Source organism: Acinetobacter sp. UBA801 (assembly GCA_002296655.1).
Lineage (GTDB): Bacteria > Pseudomonadota > Gammaproteobacteria > Pseudomonadales > Moraxellaceae > Acinetobacter.
The window spans coordinates 1-25,522 of the sequence record DBIN01000051.1 but is presented as its reverse complement, the minus strand read 5'-3'; the positions used below and the strand labels follow the sequence as shown (position 1 = coordinate 25,522).

The following is a 25,522-nucleotide window of genomic DNA, read 5'->3' as shown; positions in this document are numbered from 1 at the left end:
GATATAGATAGTTTTTTTTATCATAAACACCCCTTTGGTTTAATGTAGATGATTGATTTTTTAATGAATTTGGAACACTGGCTGCCATTGTTACTTGATAATTATGGCCTGTGGATTTATGCCATTTTGTTTCTGATTATTTTTGCTGAAACAGGTTCCGTGTTCATGTTCTTTTTACCGGGCGATAGTTTGCTGATCGCCATTGGTGCCTTGTGTTCCACCACCGATGTGGTGCACTTGCACTATATGGGTATTTTGCTTTTTGTCGCGGCGGTCTTGGGGTATAGCGTCAACTATTACACTGGACGAATTCTAGGCGTGAAGTATTTTCATCAACATTCACGTTATTTTAAACCTGAATATATTGTAAAAACTAACCATTATTTTATGAAACATGGTGGCAAAACCATTTTAATGGCGCGTTTTATACCGTTTGTACGTTCATTTGCACCATTTGCGGCAGGGTCAGGGCACATGCCTTTGGCGACCTTTAGTTTTTATAATGTGATAGGTGCTGCCGTGTGGATTTTTTCTTTAATGGCAATAGGTTATGGCTTGGGTAATATTTTGTCTTGGTTGGGTGATTGGATTTAAATTCCTCATTTTTTCTTACTTTCTTATTCTTAAAACACAGCAATAACTCAAAAAATGGATTGATGACCACAAAAAAAGCCCACCGTGTGGACTTTTGATCTGGTTCAGTTTTAGTGTTTGGTGACAATTAATTCTGTGCCACCCAAGCGCGGGCTAAAAGTATCGTTACTTTGAATTGAAAACTTACCCTTTTCCGCTTCTTTAGACAAGTACATGCTTAATGATTGGAAATCTGCACGACTGATCCATAAATCTTGAGCACGAATACTCCACTGTTCGCCCGTATTAAGATGGTCGATTTTGCCTGAAATTTTCGTCAAGATATCCATTTGAAACCCACGATTACAAAAGTAATTAAAGGAGATAAAAGCTGAAAATTCAACTTTTTCTGGATGACTATCATGAGACAAAATTATTTCATTTTGATGACACTTGATTTAAGACTTTGGGTGAATTGGGGGGTAAAAGTAAAATTATTCTTTGGAAAAATTTGAATTTTTTAAAATATAGTCAATTTCTTCTTGGGCTGCGGCATGTAGTCGCGCACGGAAGACCGTGACCGCCTGCTCAATTTGAGTTTCGGCTTCTAGCTCTAAACGCAAACGTACACTTTCAAGTTCAGAAGTAATTTTATCATCACTTACTGCTGTTACGGCTTGGTTAAAAGTCACTCCAGGCAATTCAGGGTTTTGCTCATAACGCGCCGTATAGTTTGAAATTTCCTGATCCAGACTTTGACGCATCAGCTCAAGTGCTTGAGTTTGTTCTGCAAAGCGTTGTGCTTCATCTTGTTGTAACTTTGCAGCATAAGCGGCTTGTTCCGCGCGCTGCTGTTCCAGTTTTTTCTCTAAGGCCAACTGACGACGCTGGCGGGCTTCTTCAATCAAGCGTGCTTTTAGTTCGGCATAAGCTTGTTCAATTTTTTCGTGCGATTGTTGCTGAGCACGCTGATCTTCTGCAATCCAGTGGTGTAGCTGTGTTTCAGGTTGCAAGACCTCACAAATTCGATGCAGATCATCCATAAATGTCTGGCGCACAGCCTGAGGCGCAGTTAACCAGCGCTGTTTAAAATCTGAGCCGACATTTAAAGTCACCGCATCTCTCCTTATTTCGAGCTATATTTTTAAAAAAGTTTTAAAAGTTAAAGCTTAAACGTCTGTGGTTCTATGCCCAAACGTCGATATTGTTTGAATTTTTCACGTCCAAGCACTTTTGCTGCTTCGTGATTTTCAATAATCTCAATAATGTGACTAAATTTAGCATAGGCTTCAAGTGCCTGACTGTTAAAATTAAACACAATCCAATCCGATTGCTGCGGTAATCCGGCAGAAATACATACGCTAGCCTGTGTTTGGTTAATGCCATGCGGAATAAAACTGCTGGCATCAAAACTCCACAGACGTTCGTCCAATGTTTGCTGTAACTCTGGGTCAGGGCAATGCAGCCAAATGCGCGCCTGCTGCCGCAAAATTTTGCGGCATAAGCGGCAAGTGCTTTCCACCTGCCGTTCAGGGCTTTTTTCAAACAAATAAAAGCTGACTTTAGCCATTATTGCTTGCACGTTGCGCGAGGAACTGCATCAATAATGGTACAGGACGACCTGTTGCACCTTTATTGGTACCTGAATTCCATGCAGTGCCTGCAATATCTAAGTGTGCCCAGCGGTAGTCACGGGTAAAGCGTTGCAGGAAGCATGCTGCAGTCACTGAGCCTGCTTTAGGCCCACCAATATTGCCAATATCGGCAAATGGTGAATCCAGTTGTTCTTGATAATCATCAATCACGGGCATGCGCCATACACGGTCAAATGCGGTGTGTCCTGCAGCGTCCAATTCCGCCGCAAGTTCGTCATCTGGGGTAAACATGCCTGTAAGTACCGAACCCAATGCAACCACGCAAGCGCCTGTTAAAGTCGCAATATCAATCACCAAAGCAGGGTTGAAGCGTTTCACATAGGTCAGGGTATCGCACAGCACCAAACGACCTTCGGCATCGGTATTTAAAATTTCGATGGTTTGACCGCTCATACTGGTCACAATATCACCTGGGCGAGTGGCTTTGCCTGAAGGCATGTTTTCTGCTGCAGCAATCGTACCGACCACATGAATTGGTAAACGTGCTTCGCACAGTGCGCGCATGGTGCCCAAGACTGAAGCAGAACCACACATATCAAATTTCATTTCATCCATGCCTAAGCCAGGTTTGAGTGAAATGCCCCCTGTATCGAAAGTAATACCTTTACCGACTAAGACCACAGGTGCTTCATCACGCTGCGCTTGGTATTCAAGGCTAATGATGCGCCCTGGACGATCTGAACCCTGACTGACTGCAAGGAACGCACCCATGCCCAATTCTGCCATTTCTGCTTCATCTAAAATGGTGACTTTGAGCAGATCTGGGTATTCTGCCGCAAGTGCTTGAGCTTGTTCTGCCAAATATTCAGGGAAACAAATATTGCCCGGACGATTGCCCAGGTCCCGTGCCATGTTTTGCCCTGATTGCATGGCTTCAATTAACTGCAACTGATCGGCAGTAAGTGAGCTTTCCTTGGCAATTAAGTTGATTTGTTCAAGCTGAAACTCATTCTTTTTGCTTTTATATTCATCAAAAGCATAGGCTGCTTGGGTCAAGCTGAGTGCAAATACATAATGTAACTCGCGAGGCAGGGCAGATAAGTCAATGCTGATCTGTTTAAATTTTTTTTGTGAAGATTTGATAATGCTTTGTGCAATTTTTGCCAGCTTTGCGGCTGGTAATTCTTCAGTTTTACCCAAACCGATCAGGTTGCTATTGGTACATTCGGCAACGCTAGCCAGCAAACTTAAACTTTCATTGAAGCCTGCTTTAAATTGTGTCGCTTGAATAATGCTGTCTAAATCTTTGATTTGATAAGCAGCAGTTGCTTGTGCTACGTGTTCTGCAGCCACTAAAATTGACAAAGATTCACTCGCGCTGTGTTCTTGGAATGATGGACTTAAGCTAAATTTAATCACTGGATTTTATGCCTATCTAAATGTGCAAACTATGCAACCATTGAAACATTTTTATGCGTCGAGTTTCAATGTATAACAAGGCGATAGGTTTTATATTTTCAACATTCAGGTAAACTAACGCGAATTGGATTCCCTCACATTTTGGAAGAAATAATTTGATTATTCGGCGTTATTTGGTCAAGCAAGTTGTGTCGACATCCTTGGTTGTGATTGCCTTACTGACTTTGATCATGATGGGTGGTCGCTTGATCAAGTATTTTGGCGTGGCGGCACAAGGGCGTTTGGATGCGAGTATTTTATTCAGCATCATTGGCTATCGCTTGCCTGAATTTTTGACGCTGATCTTACCTTTGGGTTTCTTTATTGGTTTGATGCTGGTATTTGGTCGTTTATATGTCGACCACGAAATGGCAGTGCTCAACAGCAGTGGCGTGAGTCGGCATCAACTGGCACGTTTATTGGTGCCAATGACGCTAGTATTTTTGATCGTCCAAGGCTTTTTAATGCTGTGGGCATCACCGTGGGGACTGCGTCAGTTTGAAGCACTGACCACCAGTCAGGCGGTACGTACAGGTTTTGACTTGGTGCGACCCAAAGAATTTATTTCTTCAGGGCCATATACCATTTACGCGGGTGATCTATCCGAAGACCGTAAAAACCTGAAAGATATTTTCTTCTATCAACGTGCAGAAAAAGCAGGTCGTCCCGATGTGATGATTCTGGCAAAAGAAGCGACACGGGTAGAGCTGGAAAATGATCCTGCCAATGTGGTGGATTTGGTCGAAGGGCGTCGTTATGAAATATTTCCGGGCACAGCCAAATATTCACAGGCAGAATTCCAAAGTTATCGTTTACGTTTAGAGAATGACAAAGAAGCTAAATTTGAAAGTGCCGAAGTAGAAGCCTTAACCACCTCGCAACTTTGGAAAAACCGTGCAGACCCTGTGGTCGCAAGTGAACTGGGATGGCGTATTTTTGTGCCTTTTGCGATTGTGGTGGCGTTGTTTTTAGCCGTGGCATTGTCAGAAGTTAGTCCGCGTCAGGGGCGTTATTTAAAACTGTTTCCTGCCTTGTTAATTTTCGCCAGTTTGATTGTGGCGCTCATGGCGGTTAAAACCCGTATCAGCAAACAAGAAATGGGCATGCTTACTTATCCGTTGGTGTTGTTGGCTTATGCGATTGCGGCAGCCTTGTTCTCACGTAAACAAAAACTAGCACCTAAAATTAAGCAGCAAATTCAGCGAGTGAGGTCTTAAGATGTTGGCACGTCGTATAGTTGCAAAACACGTTACTAAGACCACTGCACTGGCTATGTTTGGTGCCACCGCAATTTTATCGGGTTTGCAGGTGTTATTTACCTATTTGGGCGAACTAGGTTCACTCAATGAAAACTATAGTGCATGGCAGGCATTGCTGTATGTATTGTGGGGTGCGCCAAATTATCTCTATGAAATTTTGCCTATTTCTGCCTTGATTGGCGCCGTGTTGGGTTTGGGTGCGTTAGCCTCTAACAGTGAATTGATCGTGATGCGTTCTGCAGGAATCAGTCTGTGGCGTATTGTGGGATGGGTCATTCGTTCCGCTTTGGTGCTGGTCGTTCTGTCGTTTGTACTCAGTGAGTGGGTGATACCGTATACCAACGAACAAGCCAAAAGTGTTAAAAGTCATCGAAGCGTAGCGGAGTTGGGCGAAGTCCGTGGCTATTGGTCACGTGAAGGTAATCGTTTTATTTATATTGACTATGCCAATGCCCAAGGTCAGCTTAAAAATGTGCAAGTGGTCGATTTTGATGATCATTATCGCTTGCGTGGCACATTGTCTGCAGATCAGGGGCGGTTTGTTAAAGATGGCAGTTGGTTGCTCAATCAAACTGAACAGATGGATATTTTGCAGGCGGGTAACGCTACTTTAGCCAAAAATAGCCAGCAAGCACTGGCTTTAGCATTGCAACCGAAATATGTGCACATGGTCACTATTGACCCTGAAGACCTATCCCCAAGTCAATTGATCAGTTTCATGAGTTATATGCATGAATACAGCCAAGTGCCAAAAACTTACCAACTGGCGTTCTGGCAAAAACTTGGTGCGCCCTTTGCTCTGATTGCTTTGGTGGTGATTGCTTGCTCCTTTATTTTTGGGCCGTTGCGCCAACAATCTATGGGTTTTCGGTTGGTGATTGCCTTATTTGTCGGCTTAACCTTCTTTTATTTGCAAGATTTCTTGGGCTATGCCAGCTTGGTCTATGCACCATCGCCTGCGTGGTTCGTGTTTATCCCTATTATTCTGATGTTTGTCATCGGCGGTTATTTACTGCATCGTGCGCGTTAAGTGCGGGCCGATGCTGCTGCTTTTTCCGTGTGATTGAGTAAACCTATCTGAATCAGTGGCGGAAACCATCTTCTGAACATAGAGTCTTGACGCAAAATTCGTTAAGATAGCATGATTAATTTGTAGACGAAAAAGAGTATTGATTATGGCGGATGCAACTGCTGGCAAAATCCCTCACGTATTGGTGATTATGGATGGTGTGGGTCATCGCGAAGCGGTCGAAGACAACGCGTTTTTAGCAGCGAAACGACCAAATTTGACTGCTATGCAGGAAAAGCATCCGCATGGTTTGATCTCTGGTTCAGGTGAAGATGTTGGCTTGCCAGATGGTCAAATGGGCAACTCTGAAGTCGGTCACATGAACTTAGGTGCAGGACGTGTCCTGTACCAAGACTTTACCCGTATTACCAAAGACATTCGTACAGGCGCTTTCTTTGAACATGAAGTGTTAGTCGATGCGGTAGAAAAAGCCAAAGCAGCTAACGGTGCAGTGCATCTGCTTGGTTTATTGTCTGAAGGTGGTGTGCATTCACATGAAGATCATATCGTGGCGATGGCAGAATTGGCATTAAAACGCGGTGCAAAAGTTTATTTACATGCCTTTTTAGATGGCCGTGATACGCCACCAAAAAGCGCGCAGCCTTCTTTGGAAAAACTGGACGCATTATTTGCACAATATCCAAATCAGGGGCGCATTACCAGCATGATTGGTCGTTACTATGCGATGGATCGTGACAACCGTTGGGATCGTGTAGAACAAGCGTATCGTTTGCTTACCGAAGGTGAGGCAATACGTACTGCTGCAACTGCGGTAGAGGGCTTGGCAGCGGCTTATGCAGCAGATGAAAGCGATGAGTTTGTTAAAGCCACCCGTATTGGTGAAATTGCCAAAATTCAGGATGGCGATAGCGTGGTGTTTATGAACTTCCGTGCTGACCGTGCGCGTGAATTGACCAAAGCTTTTGTGGAACAAGACTTTGCTGGTTTTGAACGTAAAGTTGTGCCGCAATTGTCTAAATTTGTGATGCTGACCCGTTATCAAGCTAGCATTGCTGCGCCAGTGGCATATATGCCAGAAGATTTGAAAAACTCCATTGGTGAATATTTATCAGACTTGGGCAAAACGCAATTGCGTATTGCCGAAACTGAAAAATATGCACACGTGACGTTCTTCTTTAGTGGCGGCCGTGAAGATGAATTTCCGGGTGAAAAACGCATCTTGATTCCATCACCAAACGTAGCAACCTATGACTTAAAACCTGAAATGAGCGCTTATGAAGTGACCGATGAACTGGTTGCAGCTATTAATTCAGGTGAATATGACTTTTTGGTGGTGAACTATGCCAATGGTGATATGGTCGGTCATACTGGTGTGTTTGATGCAGCAGTCAAAGCAGTTGAAGCGGTAGATACCTGCTTAGGTCGCGTTTATGAAGCGGTGATGTCGAAACAAGGTCACATGATTATTACCGCTGACCATGGTAATGTCGAGCAAATGCAGGACTATGACAGCGGTCAGGTACATACTCAGCACACCACTGAATTGGTGCCATTCATTTATGTAGGTCCAACGCAGGCCACCATTTTAGAAGGTGGCGTGTTGGCAGATGTTGCACCAACTTTATTGAATTTGATGCAATTGCCAGTGCCTGCAGATATGCAAGGTCGTAACTTAATTCGCCTACAGGCATAACTCGATACAGGTAGGTGATGGAATGGCGGCTCACAAAATTTATGCGGTTGTGTTGGCAAGCGTGTTGTGTGCCAGTCATTCGAGTGTTTGGGCTGCACCAGATTTGGAGTTAGATGGCCCTACACTACAACAAGACTATATGGATGTGCCTGTAGAGTCGATACAGGAATTTGTTCAAATTTATGGCATTGTCAAAGACAACTATGTGACTGAAAAAAGTGATGATGCTTTGTTTCAGCAAGCCATTCGTGGCTTAGTGAGTGGTTTAGATCGTTATTCACGTTATCTAACTGCCGAAGAATATAAACAGCTTTTACAATATACCGAAGGCGATTTGGCCTCGGTTGATTTTACTTTGCGCTATGATGCCACCCAGCAACATTGGGTGATTCAAAATTTAAGTAGCAATGCCGACTCGGCTAAACAAGGGCTGAAAAATGGCGACAGCCTGTTTAAAATTGATAACCAAGAACTGAAAAAGCTGAGTCCAGATCAGGTCAATAACCTACTCACAGGGTCGGTGGGATCGACTGTAAACGTACAACGTGCAGTTGGTCAGCCTGAAATTATGTTGGTCCGCAACAAAAAAGTAGAAACTGATCTTCAGGCGCAGATGCTCTCTAATCAGGTCTTGCTGTTAAAAGTACGTGTGTTTCAGCAAGACACCGCCAATGAAATCAAACGCTTAATTGAAGAACATAGCACGCCACGCTTAAAAGCTGTATTGATAGACCTGCGTAATAACCCAGGAGGCTTACTGTCTGCTGCGGTGGAATCTGCAGATTTATTTTTAAATCAGGGTGTGATTGTATCGACCAAAAGTCGTTCTGAAGGCGATCAGCAATTTCAGGCATTACCAAGTTTTGAATTTCAAAATTTAAAAGTCGGTGTGTTGATTAATCATCGCTCTGCATCTGCTGCAGAAGTCTTTACTGCTGCTTTAAAAGACCATTCACGAGCGTGGGTGATGGGCGAAAAAAGTTATGGTAAGGGCGTGGTGCAAAAGCTGTTTCCACTCAGCGATGGTGCTGCCTTGCAAATGACAGTTTCGCATTATTACACTCCGCGTGAACAGATGATTGAAGGGGTCGGGATTCAGCCGAATCAGCAATATATTCAAAGTCCCGAAATGAAAGATGAGGCTTATCTTGAGCATGTGGCAGATTTACTGCTGAGCCGTCGTTAAGCCTAATCTGAGTAAAACGCATTTTTAGGCGGTATTAATTTTTAGCGTTTATTCATCTTCAGTATCTAATCCAAATTTTTTTAGACGATAGCGCAAAGAACGGAAAGACATCCCCAATTTTTTTGCTGCCAACGTACGGTTCCAGTGGGTGAGGTGCAGTGCGTTCAGCAAAATGTCTTTTTCTACTTTTTCCAGATAGGCTTCTAAACCTTCTTCAGGTAGTTTACGCCCTGTCAGCAATACATCTGTCACGATCTGCTGTGGTGTTTCTGCTGTAGGTTGTGATTCAGTGGTTGCTGTATTGCTCATACTGAATTGGCGCAAGGGTGCGGTTTGTAAGTGTTTGAGATCAATAACATCATCATCACTCAGGGTAATGGCACGTTCAATAATATTGCGTAACTCACGCACATTACCCGGATAGTACTGTTCTAATAAAAATTGCTGGGCACGAGGTGTCAGTTGTTTGGCAGGAATGTCCCATTCTTGTGCAACTTTTTGAATGAAGTGGTCTGCCAATAACAGAATATCTTGTCCACGTTCACGCAAGGCAGGCAAGACCAAATCCATCACGTGAATACGGAAGAATAAATCCTGACGGAAACGTCCTTGCTGAACCAAACTTTCTAAGTCCTGATGACTGGCGCTGATCACACGAAAATCGACATCAATTTCACTATCTGAACCCACAGGACGGATGCGCTTTTCCTGAACGGCACGCAGCAGTTTGACTTGCATGCTCAGTGGCAGTTCGGCAATTTCATCTAAAAATAAGCTGCCACCATGTGCAGATTGAATCAGACCTTGTTTGTCTTGAGTCGCTCCTGTAAAGCTACCTTTTTTGTGTCCAAATAGCTCGCTTTCCATGAGTTCGGTGGGGATTGCACCACAGTTAATTGCAATAAATGGTCCTTCGTTGCGGTTACTTAAACGGTGAACCAAATTGGCGACAACTTCTTTCCCCGTACCTGATTCGCCTGTAATAAATACAGGCGCTTGCGAGCGCGCAATTTTTTTGATGGTGCTGCGCAATTGCTGAATAGGCAAAGATTGCCCAATCAACATTTTATATTCAAGCTGATCTTGGCTGTGATGATCGGTGGTGTCGAAAGGTTTATTCAGTGCTTTTTCAAGGAGTTGCTGTAAATGTATTTGATTGACAGGCTTGCTGACAAAGTCAAATGCACCTGCTTTTAAAGCAGCAATCGCAATATCCATATTGCCGTAAGCGGTCAATACGGCAACAGGCACATTCGGATATTGTTCGGAAATCCATTCCACCAGTTGTAAGCCATTGCCATCGGGCAGGTTTAAATCGGTTAAGCAAGCATCGTACTGATGTTCTGCCAATAATTGCTTGGCTTGTGCTAAACGATACGCGACATGGGTTTGAATCCCCATACGTGCCAAAGTCATCTGCATGAGGGTACAAAGGTCTTCTTCGTCATCGACCAATAAAACCAAAGGTTGAACAGCGTGCATATTTTCCCCAAAACCACACAAAATTAAATCAAAACCACAGCAACAAGATTGATCCAATATCAATCGCGTTTATTCAATGGCACGTAGACATTTCATCCTGAAACATGCGCCTTGTTCTTGTTCTACATAGCTCAGCTTGGCTTGATTCGCCTCGCAAAAACTATGCGATAGATACAATCCTAAACCAGTTCCATTGATTTCGGTACTGAAAAATGGCTGGAACAGATAGAGGAGATCTTGACTGGCGACACCTGCACCAAAATCCCGCACATCAATATAAATATAAGTTGTTTGCGGGTAGACCGTAATCTCAATGGGCTGCTGTGCAGCATTGTGTCGAATGGCGTTACGAATCAGGTTAATCAGCACTTGGCGAAACTGTGATTCATCAAACAGAATGCTCAGTTGTTCGGTCAGTGTAAGTTGAATTTGACTCGCTGCATCAGGTAAATCTTCCTGAATGAATTGCGGCAAAAAATGATTGAGCTGAATCGGGACAGGCGTAGTTTGTTTGTTTTTGACCATGCTCAGCGTATCACAAATAATTTTATCAATTCGTGTCGCCTGTTTGCTGATCATGTCGGACAGCAATTGTTGCTGGGCAACGTCACTGCCTTTAAATAAATTATTGGCTTGTACAATCGCTGCCAAAGGATTGCGAATTTCATGCGCAATACTGGCAGAGAGTTGTCCTAAGGCGGCTAATTTGAGTTGTTGAACTTGTTGATTAATTTTACGTCCATCCTGCAGCGCCAATAAAGTCAGTGTTTGATGTGGCACTCTGAGTTTTTGGACCTGAATGTGCACATGAAAATTGCTGAGTTGTGATTCGAATTGAAACTTTTCTCCATCCTGCAACTGATCAAATTTGAACAGATCAAATAAATCGGGTTGAATTTTATACAATGGGTAAGTCGCGTGTGCATATTTGGGATGAATTCCAAGCAAATGACAGGCGGCAGGGTTGCTAAGGACGACATGACAATTTTCATCTAAAACCAAATAGCCCATTTCGGTTTGTTCTAAAATATAACGGTTGATATTTTGTAGGCGGTTTAATTCCAAAGACTGTGAAAAGTTTAGATTTTCTAAAATTTGGAAACGTCGTACAGCAATACGTCCGCTGCCATAAACCACCCCAAATAAAAATGCCAAAAGCGCACTTTGACTAATATTATTGAGTGATGAAAATTCCAGCAAACTCCCAACAAAGTGTTGATAAATCACCATAATCATCGCGATTAGGGTAATTGCTAAAGCTTTACGCTTTTCTAGCAAGAGTGAAGCCGCAAAAATTGTGATCACAAATAGCAGGCTTAAATATAAATTGGGTCCATCACTGGCAAAAGTCAGGGTACTCAGCGCGATAATATCAACCGCAAAAAATAAGGTCAGTTGTTGCGTGATTTTAAAGGGAATGTATTTATAGCTGATCAGTTGCAAGCAGTTAAAAATAAAATAACAAACCAAGGTGTACAGATATAAACCTGGGTACTGATATTGTGTGCCAAGCTGCTGAAAGGTGAGTAGGGTAATCAGTAGCAAACAAAAGGCAATCAGCAGTCGGTAAGTTCCATACCACATGCCAAGATGATACTGATTTAACTCAGAATGTTGTTTTAATTCTGGCATATAGTAAAGGTCTTATCTTTGCATCAACAGCGTTGAAAATACTTGAACGTTTAGGGTTTAATCAGTCCATAACGAATGGCAAGGTGGGTCAGTTTGACATCACTATCAATATTTAATTTTTCGAAAATACGGTAACGATAGGTATTCACGGTTTTTACACTGACAAATAACTTATCGGCAATTTCTTGTGCGCTAATACAGTTCACTACCATCATCGCCACTTGCATTTCACGTTCTGAAAGACTATCAAAAGGCGATTGTTGTGTGTCAGATAAGTATGAACTTGCCAGTTGTTCGGCAATGTCGGCACTGAAGTATTTACCGCCCTGCATGACTTTTTTTATGGCACGTACCATTTCACTGACAGGTGCGCCTTTGGTGATATAGCCTTTTGCACCTGCTTTCAGCAATAAAGAGGGGTAAGGTTCTTCTGCCAAACCACTCACAGCCAAAACTTTGGTGTCTGGTGCAGTTTGCAACAGACGACGTGTGGTTTCTACACCCCCAATTCCAGGCATGTTCACATCCAACAACACCACATTGGGATGATGCTGACGCACTAAAGTAATTGCTTCTTCACCCGATTCAGCTTGTCCAATCACCTGCACATCGGCATGGTCTTCGAGCATACGGCAAATCCCAGTACGTACCAATTCATGATCGTCGACTACTAAAACTGTGATCACCTACACTCTCCCTTTGAAAAAATCATCTTTTTTGTTACATAAAGCAAAATTAGCTTGCAATGAAACGACAAAATTAGCAATGCTATTCTTAATCTAGAATGAAAAGTTCTGCACAATATGGTGTCAAAAACGATTCATTGGTGTATTTTTAAATGTAAGGCATATTTGAGGTAATACGCAAATGTATCTTACCTCCCTGAGTTGAGTAAGCAGTCGTGAAAAATTCTAAGAAGTCGTTAATGCATGTGCTGGTCGCATCTATGATGTTCAGCCTAAGTTCTGTCAGTTTTGCTGAACTTGTCATCAATCCTTCCTCTGGGAGCGACGGTCAGGCGACCTTAAGTTGGTCTTCGGAGCAAGCCAATCAATTCTTAAATGGAGATCTAGAAAGTACCAGTGCAAGTACTCAGGCTAGCCCAGAAAGTTATGTTGATCCTACACCGCCAGGTTCAACTAAAATTACCACGACAGTGCGTAGTAGTAATGGTGTTGCACCGGCTTCTGCTGCACCGAAAACAGTCCGTATTTTAGATACGTCTGCTTATAGTAGCCAACCGTCAGTTAATGCACGTGCAGCTTTGGTGATGGATGCGCAAACAGGTGAAGTGCTGTATAGCAAAAATACCAATGCGGCATTACCGATTGCATCTGTGACTAAGGTGATGACGGCAGTGGTGACCTCTGATGCACGTTTGAATATGTCTGAACAAATCACTTTGCAATCGATTGACTTTGCAGGTGCGGCAGGTAAAAACTCAAGCTCAACCTTACGTGTAGGTGACAAGTTAAACCGTGCTGAGGCATTACTGTTTGCATTAATGAAATCTGAAAACCCTGCTGCTGCAGCGTTAGCACGTACTTATCCCGGTGGGAAAAATGCCTTTGTAGCCGCAATGAATGCTAAAGCGCGTGAATTGGGTATGCATTCTACTCGCTTTACCGAAGCAACAGGCTTAGACCCGCGTAATGTTTCTTCTGCGCGTGACTTGGGTATTTTGGTTAGCACCGCTTCGCAATATGGTTTGATTCGCCAATTTTCAACCACGCCAAGCTATGACTTTAACTTGGGTTATCGTGTATTGAAATCTAACAATACCAATGCACTGGTGCGTAATGGTGGCTGGAATATCAACCTGTCTAAAACAGGCTATATCAATGAAGCAGGGCGTTGTGTGGTGATGCATACCACTTTGAATAACCGTCCTGCGGTAGTGGTGCTTTTAGGTGCAGATACTTCACAAGCACGTACCAATGACGCAACCCGCTTAATGAGCTGGGCAAGTCAGTTACCTAAACGTATTTAAGCGAACATTCAGCTTTGGTGGTGGGTGGTGTGATGCTCACAATGAAGGCTGAAAAATCTAAATAGAAAAAATAGACAAGAAAAAACCCTGTCAAAGCAGGGTTTTTTTACGACACTTCAAATTTTACATATTTGAAAGAATCGAGTCTTTTACTTGTTGCATGGTAGCATCAATAGATAGCATCACCGCATCTGCACATTGTTTCATGGCAGTGTCAGGATCTTTCAGACCGTTACCTGTTACAGTACATACGATCACAGAACCTTCTTTAATTTTACCTGCTTTAATGTCGCGCATTGCACCACCAATTGATGCAGCAGATGCAGGCTCAACAAATACGCCTTCATACATTGAAAGCATACGTTGTGCTTCTAAGATTTCAGCATCAGTGAGCTCATCAAACCAACCTTCTGAATCGCGTACAACGGCTTTAGCATGGTTCCAGCTTTGTGGATTACCAATACGAATTGCAGTTGCAACAGTTTCAGGGTTTTCTACAGGCGCACCACGTAAGAATGGCGCAGCGCCAGACGCTTGATAACCAACCATGATTGGGCGACCTTCAGGGTTTGGACCTGTGAATTTATCCGTTGCTGCGTCATAGATCACTTGCTCGAATTGATCGGCAGGTTGGTTGGCAACCGCTTCGGTATAACCCATCCAGTGTGCAGTAATGTTTCCTGCGTTACCTACAGGCAAGCAGTGGTAATCTGGTGCACGACCTAACTCATCTACAATTTCATACGCAATGGTCTTTTGACCTTGTAGGCGGTAAGGGTTGATTGAGTTCACAATGGTCACAGGTGCTTGGTCGGCAACTTCCTTGACTAGACGCATACCATCGTCAAAGTTACCGCGAATTTGCATGGTGATGGCACCGTACATCATCGCTTGCGCCATTTTACCCATGGCAATTTTGCCTTCAGGAATTAAAACGAATGCTTTGATACCTGCACGGGCAGCATAAGCCGCTGCAGCAGCAGAAGTGTTACCTGTCGATGCACAGATAATGGCTTTTGAACCTTCTTCAACTGCTTTAGTGACTGCCATGGTCATGCCACGGTCTTTAAATGAACCTGTCGGGTTTAAGCCTTCATACTTCACATAAATTTCAACATCTTTACCAATAATGCGTGGAATATTCTCAAGCTTAATCAGCGGCGTGTTTCCTTCGCCTAGAGAGATTGCACGTGTGGTTGTAGACACTGGTAAACGGTCACGATAACGGTCAACTAAACCAGTATAACGATTGGCATTCGACATGATGATGTTCCAATTGTGTGTAGAGCTTGGCAAGGGGAAATACTCCCCTTCACCCGATTAATTATCAAGCGATTCTAAACGAATTCGTACAATTTCGCCATGAATGGTTGGCAATGCTTGAATTTGTTGTAACGCTTCATCCATTTTCGATTCTAGGACTGGGTCAGTCAGAATTACGATAGGAATAAGGTCTTTTAAGCGTGATTGCTGCATGATGGCATCAATACTGATTCCCGCACGGCTTAAAATCGTGGTCACATCGGCTAGTACGCCAGTTTGGTCTTCGGCATTAATGCGAATGTAGTAACCCGTAGTCATTTCTTCACGGCTTAAAATTGGCAAGTCGGTTAAGGCTTCAAATGCCAATTGTGGAATTGTACCAGCGCCATCTTCGGTATAAGAAATGTCACGGACAATATCAATGACATCGGCAACCACAGCAGAGGCTGTTGGGCCTGCACCTGCACCTGCGCCATAATAGAGCGTTGGACCAACTGCATTGGCTTGTACCAAGACCGCATTTTTTACGCCGTTAACATTCGCAATTAATTCTTCTTCAGGAATTAAGGTTGGGTGAACACGCAGTTCAATGCCTTTTTCGGTGCGACGGGCAATCCCTAAGTGTTTAATGCGGAAACCGAGTTCTTCGGCATATTTCACATCTTGTGCGGTAACTTTGCCAATACCTTCGGTAAAGACCTTGTCAAACTGTAGCGGAATACCAAATGCGCATGAAGCCAAAATGGTCAGTTTGTGTGCAGCATCAATACCTTCTACATCAAAAGTCGGATCGGCTTCGGCATAGCCTAATTCTTGTGCTTCTTTCAGTACATCTTCAAAGGCACGACCTTTTTCGCGCATTTCGCTTAAAATGAAGTTACCTGTACCGTTGATGATGCCTGCCAACCATTCAATTTTGTTGGCAGCCAAACCTTCACGGATGACTTTAATGATTGGAATGCCACCCGCAACCGCAGCTTCATAGGCAATTTGTACGGCATTGTCTTCAGCCGCTTTAAATAGCTCATTACCATGTTCTGCAAGTAGGGCTTTGTTGGCTGTCACGACCTGTTTGCCGTGTTTCATGGCTTCCATGATCACGTCATAAGCAGGGTGAATACCGCCCATGACTTCAACCACGACGTCTACATCGGGTTGACGTACGATGTCCATCAAGTCATCACTTTGCTTGACAGATTCTGGCAAGTTGAGGTCTGGACGCGGACGACGTGTTCCCACATAGGTGATTTCAATTTCACGACCGGTGCGACGTCTAATCTCAGCAGCATTTTCTTTTAATAGTTTAAGGGCACCACCACCCACAGTACCAAGACCGAGGATTGCCAGACGAACTGGTTTCACGTCACACTCCATATTAATCAACTTTAAGCGAGTCTAGATCATAGCTAAAAAAACGCGCTGACTCTAGGGCAGATCGCACTTATCTTTACAGTATAAAAAAAAGTAAAATAACGCATAAGAAATCGTTATTTATGATGGCTCTATAGATGCTGCATCTTGGTGTATTGCAATGATGCAGCATCCACAGAAACTCTATTTTTAGTTGTCTAAACGCTTGATCAATTCAGCGGTAGACATATAGCCGCCTAAATATACGCCTTCGGCATTATAAATTGCAGGTGTGCCATTTACGCCCATATTTAAGCCCAATTGATATTGAGCACGAACAGGGTTTTTACAGTTGGCAGGCGCAATTGATGCACCATTCATGACCGCATTAAAGGCTGCATGACGGTCTTCGCTACACCAGATCGCTTCCATGTTCGGCATGTGCTGTTCGCCACGTGGCCAAGCAATATAACGGACTTCAATGCCTTTGCCGTTCATTTCATCCATTTGTTCATGCAGACGATGGCAATATGGGCAGCTGACATCTGTAAATACATAAATGACGTGTTTGGTTTTGCCTTTGGCAGGAAAGACCAGTAAATCTTCTTGCTTTAATTCAGCAAAGATTTTTTTGTTCACGCCTGCTTGCAGGTTTTCACTGACGTTATGCAGTTCTTTGTCACCTAAACGGATCACATCGCCCTGAATAATGTATTTGCCGTCACTGGTGGCATAGACCGATGACATGCCTTCAAGACTCACCCAAAATAAATTTGGAACTTCCGTGGCTTTAATGTCGGTAATTTTGGCGTTGATGCCTGCAGTTTTAAAATGTTGTTGCAAGGTCGTGCTTAAACGCTGTTGTGTATTGCGTTCAATTAGGGTTGATGCTTCACCCGTTGCAGGGGCACTGGCGGTAAGCGTGGTTTGCTTTTTATCTTCGTTGTTTGCATTTGAACATGCGGTGATTGCAAAAGCACTTGCCAGTGAACAGGCAATCAAAAGTGTCGAGCGGGTAAGTGTCATAAACAACCCTTTCTTGTTGGCATAAAAAATAGAGCGTTAGCATAACAAAAAATATTCGTGATCGTTAGGGTCTGTTGCCATTTCATAAATGGCTTGCGTTCATAGATGAAGTGTCAGTAGACCCTATACTTCTACGTTGTTTTTGTTTTAAGCCCGTGGATGATGCTGGGCATGCAATTGCTGCATACGGATTTGTGCGACGTGGGTATAAATTTGTGTGGTGGATAAATCGCTGTGTCCAAGTAGCATTTGTACCACGCGTAAATCTGCCCCATGATTGAGTAAATGGGTGGCAAAGGCATGTCTTAATGTGTGTGGCGATAACTCGGTCTGAATACCTGCTTGCAGAGCATAGCGTTTAATGGCATACCAGAAATTTTGTCGGCTCATGATGCCGCCTTGCACCGTTAAAAATAGATAATCGGTGGCACTTTTATACAGCTGCGGGCGCGATTCAGTTAAATATTTTTCTATCCACTCACAAGCGACTTGCCCCATGGGTACCAAACGCTCTTTATTGCCTTTACCTACAATTCGTAAATAACCTTGTTTTAGGTTGATCAATTCTAAACGTAAATTCAGCAACTCCGTCACCCGTAAACCGCAAGCATATAAGACTTCAAGCATGGCACGATCTCGTAATCCCAGTGCGGTGTTGATATCTGGGGCGTGAATTAAAGCTTCCACATCGGCTTCCGATAAATCTTTGGGTAAGGCACGACCTAATTTTGGAGTTTTATGCGCAGCAACAGGGTTGTCAGAACGTAGTTTGTGTTCTCTTAAAAATTTATAAAAAGAACGCAGCGCAGACAGGCAGCGTGCAATAGAGCGGGGGCTTTTTTGTTGTTTGGTGAGTTCGATGAGTACATCCGAAATATCGTCATGATTCCATTCAGGCATGGGTTTGCTGACATAGTCGCTGCATTGAATTAAATCGGACAAATAGGCATTGCGGGTATGCGGACTAACACTTTGTGCGATTAAATCGTTGCGATAACCTTCCAAAAAACTCAAAGCTTCTGGAATTTGTATTGCAGCAGGAATACGAGGTTTTTTGTTCAGCATAGGCATCACAGACAAAATCACAAAATTAATTGAGAAATTTGATAATAAGCAGCGTTATTTTCTACTGTAATCCAATTCAGCAGGGCTGTCGATGTGATATAAAACATTTAAATGTAAGTTGACCTTATTTGTTAATTGTTCTCATTTGCGTATATAATGGGCAAAAAAATAGTATAGGAATTTCACGGTGCGTTTGTCAGAACTCAAAGCAAAACAAACAGCCATCATACGTCAGGTACTTCGGACTGCCGATGGTGCAACATCCCTAAATGATTTGGTTGCGAATCGCTTAGAAACGTTAGGCTTTGTGCCTGGGACGCCTGTGCAGGTAATTACCAAAGGTATTTTTGGTGGAGATCCGATCTTAATTCAAGTGGGATTTACCCGTTTTGCCTTGCGCAAAGTAGAAGCTGAACGCATAGAAATTGAGCAGGGAGTAACTGCATGAGCGATGCCTTACGTATCGCACTTGTAGGGAATCCAAACTGCGGTAAAACTTCTTTATTTAACCATTTGACAGGGACACGTCAAAAAGTTGCAAACTATGCGGGTGTTACCGTAGAGCGCAAAGTGGGTCAGTTCAGCTTGCCTTCAGGGCAGGCGGTGCGGGTGTTGGATTTACCGGGTACATACAGCCTAGAAGCCACCAGTCCAGATGAAGCCATTACCCGCGATGTGGTTCAGGGCAAAATTGCTGAAGAAGGTCAGCAAGATGCATTTTTGTGTGTGGTTGATGCGACCAACCTGAAACTGCATTTAGGTTTGGTACTTGAAATGATTGAGTTGGGACGTCCAATTTTATTGGTGCTCAACATGATGGATGAAGCACGCCGCCGCGGGATGCAAATTAATACGCAAAAATTGTCTGAGCGTTTGGGTGTGCCTGTGGTGGAAACCGTTGCGGTGCGTGATTCAGGTATTCAAAACTTAATGCATGCCTTAGATCAGGGCAAATTTTCTGTTCCGCAGACAGAATTGACAGGCTTAACAGGTAGTCAGCATCAGCGTATTCAAACCATTTTGCATGATGTGGTGCAGTTTGTAGATGAAGAAGACAAACGCTCTGACTTTTTAGACAAAATTTTTCTACATCCTGTGTTTGGCTTGGTAAGCCTTGCAGTGATGATGTTCGTGGTATTCCAAGCTGTTTTTTCTTGGGCTGCACCATTTATGGATGGTATTGAAAGCTTCTTTGGCTGGCTAGGTGAAGTGATTGGCGAAAACATTAGCCATCCCTTACTGAACAGCTTGATTGTGGATGGCATTATTGCAGGCGCAGGCGGTGTGGTGGTGTTCTTGCCGCAAATTTTAATTCTGTTCCTGTTTATTTTAATTTTGGAAGAATCGGGCTATTTGCCACGCGCAGCATTCTTGCTCGATAAACTGATGTTTAGCGCAGGTTTGAGTGGTCGTGCCTTTATTCCATTGCTGTCTAGTTTTGCTTGTGCAGTGCCAGGCATTATGGCAACACGTAGTATTGCCGACCCACGTGATCGTTTAACTACGATTATGGTCGCGCCGTTAATGACTTGTTCTGCGCGCTTACCTGTATATGCTTTGCTCATCGCTGCATTCATTCCCAATCAAATCGTCTGGGGTATGTTTAATTTACAAGGCCTAGTGCTATTCGGTCTGTATATGGCGGGCATTGTGAGTGCCTTGGGCGTATCTTTTGTGCTTAAATTTTTGCAAAAAGATAAATCTGAGCATGTCTTGTTGATGGAACTACCAAGCTACCGTTTTCCAGACCTAAAAAGCGTGTGGATTGGTTTGCTGGATCGCGCCAAAATTTTCTTGAAGCGTGTCGGTGGCATTATTTTTGCGCTGTCGATTTTATTGTGGTTCTTGTGTACCTTCCCGCAACCGCCTGAAGGTGCGCCCCTGCCTGCAATTGACTACAGTTTTGCAGGGATGCTGGGGCATGTATTACAGCCGATTTTTGCTCCAGTTGGCTTTAACTGGCAGATCGTGATTGCCTTGATTCCTGCTATGGCAGCGCGTGAAGTGGTCGTGGCTGCCTTAGGCACAGTCTATGCCTTATCTGCAGTCGATGAAGACGCTATTTCCGAAGGTTTGGCCGCTTTAATTAGTGGCGGTGGCGAACTGGGCTGGTCATTGGCAACGGGTTTGTCGTTATTGGTGTGGTTTATTTATGCTCCGCATTGCTTGGCGACTTTGGCCACCGTAAAGCGTGAAACAGGTTCATGGCGTACAGTCAGTTTTATGACGGTGTATTTATTTGGTTTGGCTTATTTAATGTCGTTTTTAACTTATCAAACAGCATCTTATTTGTTGAGTTAAGGCTATTTTAGGCTTCACAGGAGAAGACAAACATGATTGAAATTCTGATTGTTGCTGCATTGGTGTTGTGGAGTGCTGTGGTGGTCTTTAAAAAAGTCTTTCCTCAAACCTCTAGCGCATTTTTTCTAAAGCTGTCCAATTTCTGTACTGAAAAAGGCTGGCATGGCTTAGCCAAGTGGTTGAAGCCTGCGGCAGCGGCAGGTTGTGGTGGTAGTTGTGGCTGTGATCATTCAGATCAACCCGCAGAAAAGAAAGTTGAAGTCCAAGCGGTGAAGTGGAAATAGAGTTGATTCACTGTAGTGATATTCTTTTTAAAAACCGTCAGCAATATGACGGTTTTTTTACGCACTGACACAAAAAAAACTGCAGGAACTGCAAACAGAAAAAGCATTCAAAACAGCAAAGTGCTACTATTTTGTCTGTTTTAAAATTAGCGCACAAAATGGGGAAAAAATGTTAATACAACGTGGTGGATTAAAAGTCGTTGCAGGACTTGGTATTTCTGGTGTTGCAGCTGTTAATTTTTTACATCATCAAGGTTACCGCGTTGCTGTGACAGATTCTCGTCCCACACCCCCAGGGCATGACCAAATTCCTGCCGAAGTGGAAACCCGCTTTGGTCAGTTTGATCAGGATTTATTGCTGTCTGCAGAAGAAATTGTGATTAGCCCAGGGCTAGATCCAAAACTCCCTGAAATTCAGGCGGCGATGGCACAGGGAATTCCTGTGGTGAGTGAAATTCAGATTTTACGTCGTGCGACCGACAAACCTATTGTGGCAATTACAGGGTCTAATGCGAAAAGTACCGTGACCACGCTCATTGGTTTAATGGCAGAGCAGGCAGGCAAAAAAGTCGCAGTAGGTGGTAATTTGGGACGTCCTGCGTTAGATCTGATCAAAGATAATCCTGAGCTGTATATTTTAGAACTTTCCAGTTTTCAGCTAGAAACCACCTCAAATTTAAATGCAGAAGTGGCGGTGGTGCTGAACATGAGTGAAGACCATTTAGACCGTCATGGCGATATGCTGGGGTATCACACAGCCAAACATCGTATTTTTCAGGGTGTGAAAAAAGTGGTGTTTAACCGTGATGATGCTTTAAGTCGTCCGTTAGTGCCAGATCAAACTTCTATGCAAAGTTTTGGCTTAAATGCGCCTGACTTAAATCAATACGGCTTGTTAAAAGATGATGATGGCAGTATGTGGTTGGCACGTGGGCGTGAGCGTTTATTAAAAAGTACCGAGATGTATATTCAAGGTACACACAATATTGCTAATGCATTAGCATGCTTGGCATTGGGTGAAGCCATTGGTTTAGCTATGCACAGCATGCTGGAAACGTTGAAAACCTTTAAAGGTTTGGAGCATCGATGCGAATTCGTCAAAGAATTACATGGGGTGCGTTATTATAATGACTCCAAAGGAACCAATATTGGTGCAACTTTGGCGGCCTTAGATGGCTTGGGCGCAGCAATTCAGGCACAAGGCGGCAAGGTTGCGATTATTTTAGGTGGGCAAGGAAAAGGGCAGGACTTTACTGCGCTACGTCAATCATTGCAACAATATGCCAAACTGGCGGTGTTGATTGGTGAGGATGCCACGAAAATTGAAACAGCAGTTGCCGGAACAACCCAACTCTTAACTGCAGATACCTTGCAACAAGCCGTTGAAATCTGCCAACAACATACACAAGCGCACGATGTGGTGCTATTGTCACCTGCATGCGCAAGTTTTGATATGTTCTCGGGCTATCCAGAACGTGGTCACAAGTTCGTTGCTTATGTCAACGCACTGGTATAACAACAATAAGGTGTGAGATATGGCTGGCTTTGCTCAGACAACAATCAATAAACTCAATCAGGTATATGATCGCTGGTTACCCAAACTGCCAACGGAAGTGAATGTACGCAATGTACTGATTTTTAGCGTACTGGCGTTGTTATGTATTGGTTCAATCATGGTGGCGTCGGCTTCGATGCCCTATGCCGAGCGTATGCATGAAAATCCCTTTCACTACGTATTACGTCATGGCATTTCAATTGTGGTGGCATTAGGCGCTGCTGTGATTGCCTATAGAGTGCCGTTGAACACTTGGTTTAATAACACTTTTTTTCTGTGGATTGTGACCATTGCCTTGTTAGCTGCAGTCTTGTTGGTGGGTACCGAAGTCAATGGTTCTAAACGCTGGATTCGGGTCGCAGGCTTTACCTTGCAAGCGTCCGAAGTCGCTAAAGTGATGATGGCTATTTTTACCGCTGACTATGTGGTACGCCGTGCTGAAGAGGTGCGTAATAACATTAAAGGGTTGATTCGTCTTGCTGTGATTATGGCGGTCACGGTAGGTTTAGTGATTGCAGAGCCTGATTTAGGGGCGACAGTGGTGATTGCCTTGACCATGTTGGGGGTGTTCTTTTTAGCGGGTGCACCATTAATTCAGTTTGGGATTGCTTTTGGTGCGATTATTGCCGCCTTTGTGTTTTTAGTGGTATTCGAACCTTATCGTTTTGAGCGTTTAATGTCGTTCTCAAACCCGTGGAATGACCCTTTGGGTGTCGGCTATCAGTTGTCTAATGCTTTAATGGCATTTGGACGCGGTGAATGGGTAGGCGTAGGCTTGGGGCATAGTATCCAGAAAATGTCCTATTTGCCTGAAGCACATACAGACTTTATGTTGGCTGTCTTGGGTGAAGAATTTGGCTTTTTAGGCATTTTGGTGGTGCTGTGCCTCTCTTTTGCTATGTTGATTGCCTGTATTAAAATTGGTCATCGTGCCCTAAAAAACCAGTACTTACGTGCAGGGTATTTGGCTTATGGCATCAGCATTATTTTTTTATTGCAGATTATGGTGAACGCAGGCATGAACATGGGTATGTTGCCGACCAAAGGTTTGACCCTGCCTTTTATTAGTTATGGTGGTTCATCGTTAATTATGTGTGCAGTGATGGTGAGTTTGATTTTGAAAATTGAAGCCAGCACGCACGAGATTAACCCAAGCCGTGAGGAATCGAATTTCTAGAATTGATCTTTCTATTTCGCTTCTAGCTGAGTATGGTGCAAGACCATGCTTGGCATGACTGTTCCACAATTTAAACACTTGACCATAGTATTTTGCCGTTTAGATACAGGGAACAAGGCAATAAAAAATAAGGAGAAATATTGTCGTTGCTGTCTGAGTTCATAGCTGCAACAGATGCGGCAAACGGGGCAGTTAAATTGCTTTTTCTCGACTACTTTGGTTTTCGGTCCCACAGCAAAAATAAAAAACATGACACAATCTCAAATGATCCATTTCAATTTGAGCATAACTGAGTTTTAAGTTTTATAAATAATAGCCGTGTAAAGCTGTACCCGCAGGAATACGTGAAAGATCCCATTGTTGAATGGCTTGTGTGAGCATGCGTGCAGGTGTATCTAATTCGACAGCAACCTGATTTAAGGCGGTTAAAGCGGACTGTAGCAACTTTGGAGCTTGGCTTAAATCTAAAGCTTGTGCCAAGTTCTGTTTAGACAGTTTTTGCCCTTGCGCATTCATGGCTAAAGGCAGGTGCGTGTATGTAAGTTTAGGGTAGCCTAACAGTTGTCCCAAATAGATTTGTCGTGCAGTGTTGTCGAGTAAATCTGCGCCACGAACCACATGGGTAATACCTTGTAGATAATCATCCACCACCACTGCCAATTGATAATTGATAATGCCATCACGCCGTTTTAGGACAAAATCGCCCAAGTCCTGCGCAAGCTTGGAACACTGCTTGCCTTGCAAGCGGTCTTGAAAGCAAATCTCTTGGTCTGTGACTTTGACTCGAATTGCTTGATTGGCAAAATCTAAGCCTAAATTGCGACAAGTCCCTGCATAAATATGATTGGAGCCAAGCATTTTACGGGTGCATTGACAGGCATAGACCAAGCCGCGTTGCTGCAATTGTTGTAATACGGCTGCATAGAGATCAAGGCGATCTTTCTGGAAAATAATTTCGGCATCGGGCTCAAACTGAAAGGCATCTATGCAGCGCAAGATATGGCTTTCACTACCAGGGTAAATACGTGGAATGTCCGTATCTTCAATACGCACCAACCAAGTGCCGTGCTGAGCTTTGGCATCGCAATAACTGGCAACGGCAGTAATGAGAGAGCCAAAATGCAAAGGGCCGGTTGGCGATGGTGCGAACCGACCTGAGTAGCGCGTCAGCGAAATATGATCTCGCTGACGACGATGCTCCGCAAAGGAATTTTCAACAGTCACAATTAACCGTTATTTTGCTTCTCTTTGATCTCTGCAAAAGTTTTGCAGTCAATACATAGCGTTGCCGTTGGACGTGCTTCTAAGCGACGCAAACCGATTTCGATACCGCAAGTTTCACAGAAACCATAGTCATCGTTTTTAATCGCTTCAATAGATTGTTCAATTTTACGAATCAATTTACGTTCACGGTCACGAGTACGTAATTCAATCGCAAATTCTTCTTCTTGTGTCGCGCGGTCATTCACATCAGGCAAAGCTGTATTTTCGTCTTGCATGGTGTTGAGTGTACGATCTACTTCTGACATTAACTCTTCTTTCCACGCCATGAGAATTTGACGGAAATGTTCGAGTTGTCCTTCAGACATGTATTCTTCATTTT

At 43.6% G+C, this 25,522-nt stretch carries 25 protein-coding genes; 11 read left to right on the top strand and 14 right to left on the bottom strand.

What is annotated here, in order from left to right; translation table 11 throughout:
- Nucleotides 1–48: 48 nt before the first annotated feature.
- Nucleotides 49–594, top strand: coding sequence for a VTT domain-containing protein (locus B2W49_RS10450; RefSeq protein ID WP_291340728.1), 546 nt, complete (start codon nt 49–51; stop codon nt 592–594).
- Nucleotides 595–704: 110 nt separating this feature from the next.
- Here the strand turns inward: B2W49_RS10450 and B2W49_RS10445 are convergent, their stop codons facing one another.
- The 4 genes from B2W49_RS10445 to B2W49_RS10430 form a co-directional block, all read right to left on the bottom strand.
- Nucleotides 705–923, bottom strand: coding sequence for a hypothetical protein (locus B2W49_RS10445; RefSeq protein ID WP_291340726.1), 219 nt, complete (start codon nt 921–923; stop codon nt 705–707).
- Between the two features lie 144 nt (nt 924–1,067).
- Nucleotides 1,068–1,688, bottom strand: a complete 621-nt coding sequence (blhA, locus tag B2W49_RS10440; protein WP_291340724.1) for a cell division protein BlhA — start codon at nt 1,686–1,688, stop codon at nt 1,068–1,070.
- A gap of 47 nt (nt 1,689–1,735) precedes the next feature.
- Nucleotides 1,736–2,143 carry a DNA polymerase III subunit chi gene (locus B2W49_RS10435; RefSeq protein WP_291340722.1) on the bottom strand — a complete coding sequence of 136 codons (408 nt, stop codon included), beginning with the start codon at nt 2,141–2,143 and terminating at the stop codon, nt 1,736–1,738.
- Nucleotides 2,136–3,584: a leucyl aminopeptidase gene (locus tag B2W49_RS10430; RefSeq protein ID WP_291340730.1), complete on the bottom strand. Its 1,449-nt coding sequence runs from the start codon at nt 3,582–3,584 to the stop codon at nt 2,136–2,138. Before B2W49_RS10430 ends, B2W49_RS10435 begins: the two co-directional genes overlap by 8 nt.
- Nucleotides 3,585–3,742: 158 nt before the next feature.
- On the opposite strand from B2W49_RS10430, the gene lptF reads away from it, so the two are divergent.
- The 4 genes from lptF (at nt 3,743) to B2W49_RS10410 (ending at nt 8,794) form a co-directional block, all read left to right on the top strand.
- Entirely contained in the window at nt 3,743–4,843 is a 1,101-nt protein-coding gene (lptF, locus tag B2W49_RS10425) for an LPS export ABC transporter permease LptF (protein WP_291340720.1), read from the top strand.
- A gap of 1 nt (nt 4,844) precedes the next feature.
- Nucleotides 4,845–5,915: an LPS export ABC transporter permease LptG gene (gene lptG, locus B2W49_RS10420; RefSeq protein WP_291340719.1), complete on the top strand. Its 1,071-nt coding sequence runs from the start codon at nt 4,845–4,847 to the stop codon at nt 5,913–5,915.
- Nucleotides 5,916–6,060: 145 nt separating this feature from the next.
- The gene (gene gpmI, locus B2W49_RS10415) at nt 6,061–7,608 is read left to right on the top strand and encodes a 2,3-bisphosphoglycerate-independent phosphoglycerate mutase (RefSeq protein WP_291340717.1); all 1,548 of its coding nucleotides are present in this window, start codon (nt 6,061–6,063) and stop codon (nt 7,606–7,608) included.
- Nucleotides 7,609–7,630: 22 nt separating this feature from the next.
- Nucleotides 7,631–8,794: a S41 family peptidase gene (locus B2W49_RS10410; protein WP_291340715.1), complete on the top strand. Its 1,164-nt coding sequence runs from the start codon at nt 7,631–7,633 to the stop codon at nt 8,792–8,794.
- 48 nt (nt 8,795–8,842) lie between these two features.
- Here B2W49_RS10410 and B2W49_RS10405 read toward each other — a convergent pair whose 3' ends face one another.
- The 3 genes from B2W49_RS10405 to B2W49_RS10395 form a co-directional block, all read right to left on the bottom strand.
- Nucleotides 8,843–10,276, bottom strand: a complete 1,434-nt coding sequence (locus tag B2W49_RS10405) for a sigma-54-dependent transcriptional regulator (RefSeq protein WP_004975695.1) — start codon at nt 10,274–10,276, stop codon at nt 8,843–8,845.
- 69 nt (nt 10,277–10,345) lie between these two features.
- Entirely contained in the window at nt 10,346–11,908 is a 1,563-nt protein-coding gene (locus tag B2W49_RS10400; RefSeq protein ID WP_291340713.1) for a sensor histidine kinase, read from the bottom strand.
- A gap of 50 nt (nt 11,909–11,958) precedes the next feature.
- Nucleotides 11,959–12,594 (bottom strand): response regulator transcription factor GacA, encoded by a 636-nt coding sequence (locus tag B2W49_RS10395; RefSeq protein WP_004975702.1) that lies wholly within the window; start codon nt 12,592–12,594, stop codon nt 11,959–11,961.
- Nucleotides 12,595–12,809: 215 nt separating this feature from the next.
- On the opposite strand from B2W49_RS10395, the gene B2W49_RS10390 reads away from it, so the two are divergent.
- Nucleotides 12,810–13,898, top strand: coding sequence for a D-alanyl-D-alanine endopeptidase (locus B2W49_RS10390; RefSeq protein ID WP_291340710.1), 1,089 nt, complete (start codon nt 12,810–12,812; stop codon nt 13,896–13,898).
- 123 nt (nt 13,899–14,021) lie between these two features.
- Here B2W49_RS10390 and thrC read toward each other — a convergent pair whose 3' ends face one another.
- The 4 genes from thrC to xerD form a co-directional block, all read right to left on the bottom strand.
- Entirely contained in the window at nt 14,022–15,161 is a 1,140-nt protein-coding gene (gene thrC, locus B2W49_RS10385; RefSeq protein ID WP_291340708.1) for a threonine synthase, read from the bottom strand.
- A gap of 57 nt (nt 15,162–15,218) precedes the next feature.
- Nucleotides 15,219–16,523 (bottom strand): homoserine dehydrogenase, encoded by a 1,305-nt coding sequence (locus B2W49_RS10380; protein WP_291340706.1) that lies wholly within the window; start codon nt 16,521–16,523, stop codon nt 15,219–15,221.
- A gap of 198 nt (nt 16,524–16,721) precedes the next feature.
- A complete protein-coding gene (locus tag B2W49_RS10375; protein ID WP_291340704.1) occupies nt 16,722–17,537 on the bottom strand; it encodes a DsbC family protein in 816 nt (271 codons plus the stop codon).
- A 147-nt stretch (nt 17,538–17,684) separates the two neighbouring features.
- Nucleotides 17,685–18,602 (bottom strand): site-specific tyrosine recombinase XerD, encoded by a 918-nt coding sequence (xerD, locus tag B2W49_RS10370; RefSeq protein ID WP_291340702.1) that lies wholly within the window; start codon nt 18,600–18,602, stop codon nt 17,685–17,687.
- Nucleotides 18,603–18,789: 187 nt separating this feature from the next.
- On the opposite strand from xerD, the gene B2W49_RS10365 reads away from it, so the two are divergent.
- The 5 genes from B2W49_RS10365 to ftsW all read left to right on the top strand — a co-directional run bounded on the left by B2W49_RS10365 (nt 18,790) and on the right by ftsW (nt 23,919).
- Nucleotides 18,790–19,050, top strand: a complete 261-nt coding sequence (locus B2W49_RS10365; protein ID WP_291340700.1) for a FeoA family protein — start codon at nt 18,790–18,792, stop codon at nt 19,048–19,050.
- Complete coding sequence (gene feoB / locus B2W49_RS10360) at nt 19,047–20,903, top strand: ferrous iron transporter B (RefSeq protein WP_291340698.1); 1,857 nt, start codon at nt 19,047–19,049, stop codon at nt 20,901–20,903. The genes B2W49_RS10365 and feoB overlap by 4 nt, the downstream gene beginning before the upstream one ends.
- A gap of 32 nt (nt 20,904–20,935) precedes the next feature.
- Nucleotides 20,936–21,187 (top strand): DUF6587 family protein, encoded by a 252-nt coding sequence (locus B2W49_RS10355; RefSeq protein WP_291340696.1) that lies wholly within the window; start codon nt 20,936–20,938, stop codon nt 21,185–21,187.
- A gap of 169 nt (nt 21,188–21,356) precedes the next feature.
- Nucleotides 21,357–22,703 carry a UDP-N-acetylmuramoyl-L-alanine--D-glutamate ligase gene (murD, locus tag B2W49_RS10350; protein WP_291340694.1) on the top strand — a complete coding sequence of 449 codons (1,347 nt, stop codon included), beginning with the start codon at nt 21,357–21,359 and terminating at the stop codon, nt 22,701–22,703.
- Nucleotides 22,704–22,722: 19 nt separating this feature from the next.
- Nucleotides 22,723–23,919 (top strand): putative lipid II flippase FtsW, encoded by a 1,197-nt coding sequence (ftsW, locus tag B2W49_RS10345; RefSeq protein ID WP_291340692.1) that lies wholly within the window; start codon nt 22,723–22,725, stop codon nt 23,917–23,919.
- 11 nt (nt 23,920–23,930) lie between these two features.
- Here ftsW and B2W49_RS10340 read toward each other — a convergent pair whose 3' ends face one another.
- The 3 genes from B2W49_RS10340 to dksA form a co-directional block, all read right to left on the bottom strand.
- Nucleotides 23,931–24,170, bottom strand: coding sequence for a zinc-ribbon domain-containing protein (locus tag B2W49_RS10340; RefSeq protein ID WP_291340691.1), 240 nt, complete (start codon nt 24,168–24,170; stop codon nt 23,931–23,933).
- Nucleotides 24,171–24,222: 52 nt separating this feature from the next.
- A complete protein-coding gene (gene gluQRS / locus B2W49_RS10335; RefSeq protein WP_291340689.1) occupies nt 24,223–25,143 on the bottom strand; it encodes a tRNA glutamyl-Q(34) synthetase GluQRS in 921 nt (306 codons plus the stop codon).
- A 2-nt stretch (nt 25,144–25,145) separates the two neighbouring features.
- Nucleotides 25,146–25,522: RNA polymerase-binding protein DksA (gene dksA, locus B2W49_RS10330; RefSeq protein WP_291340687.1), on the bottom strand; the 377-nt coding region annotated here is incomplete at its 5' end.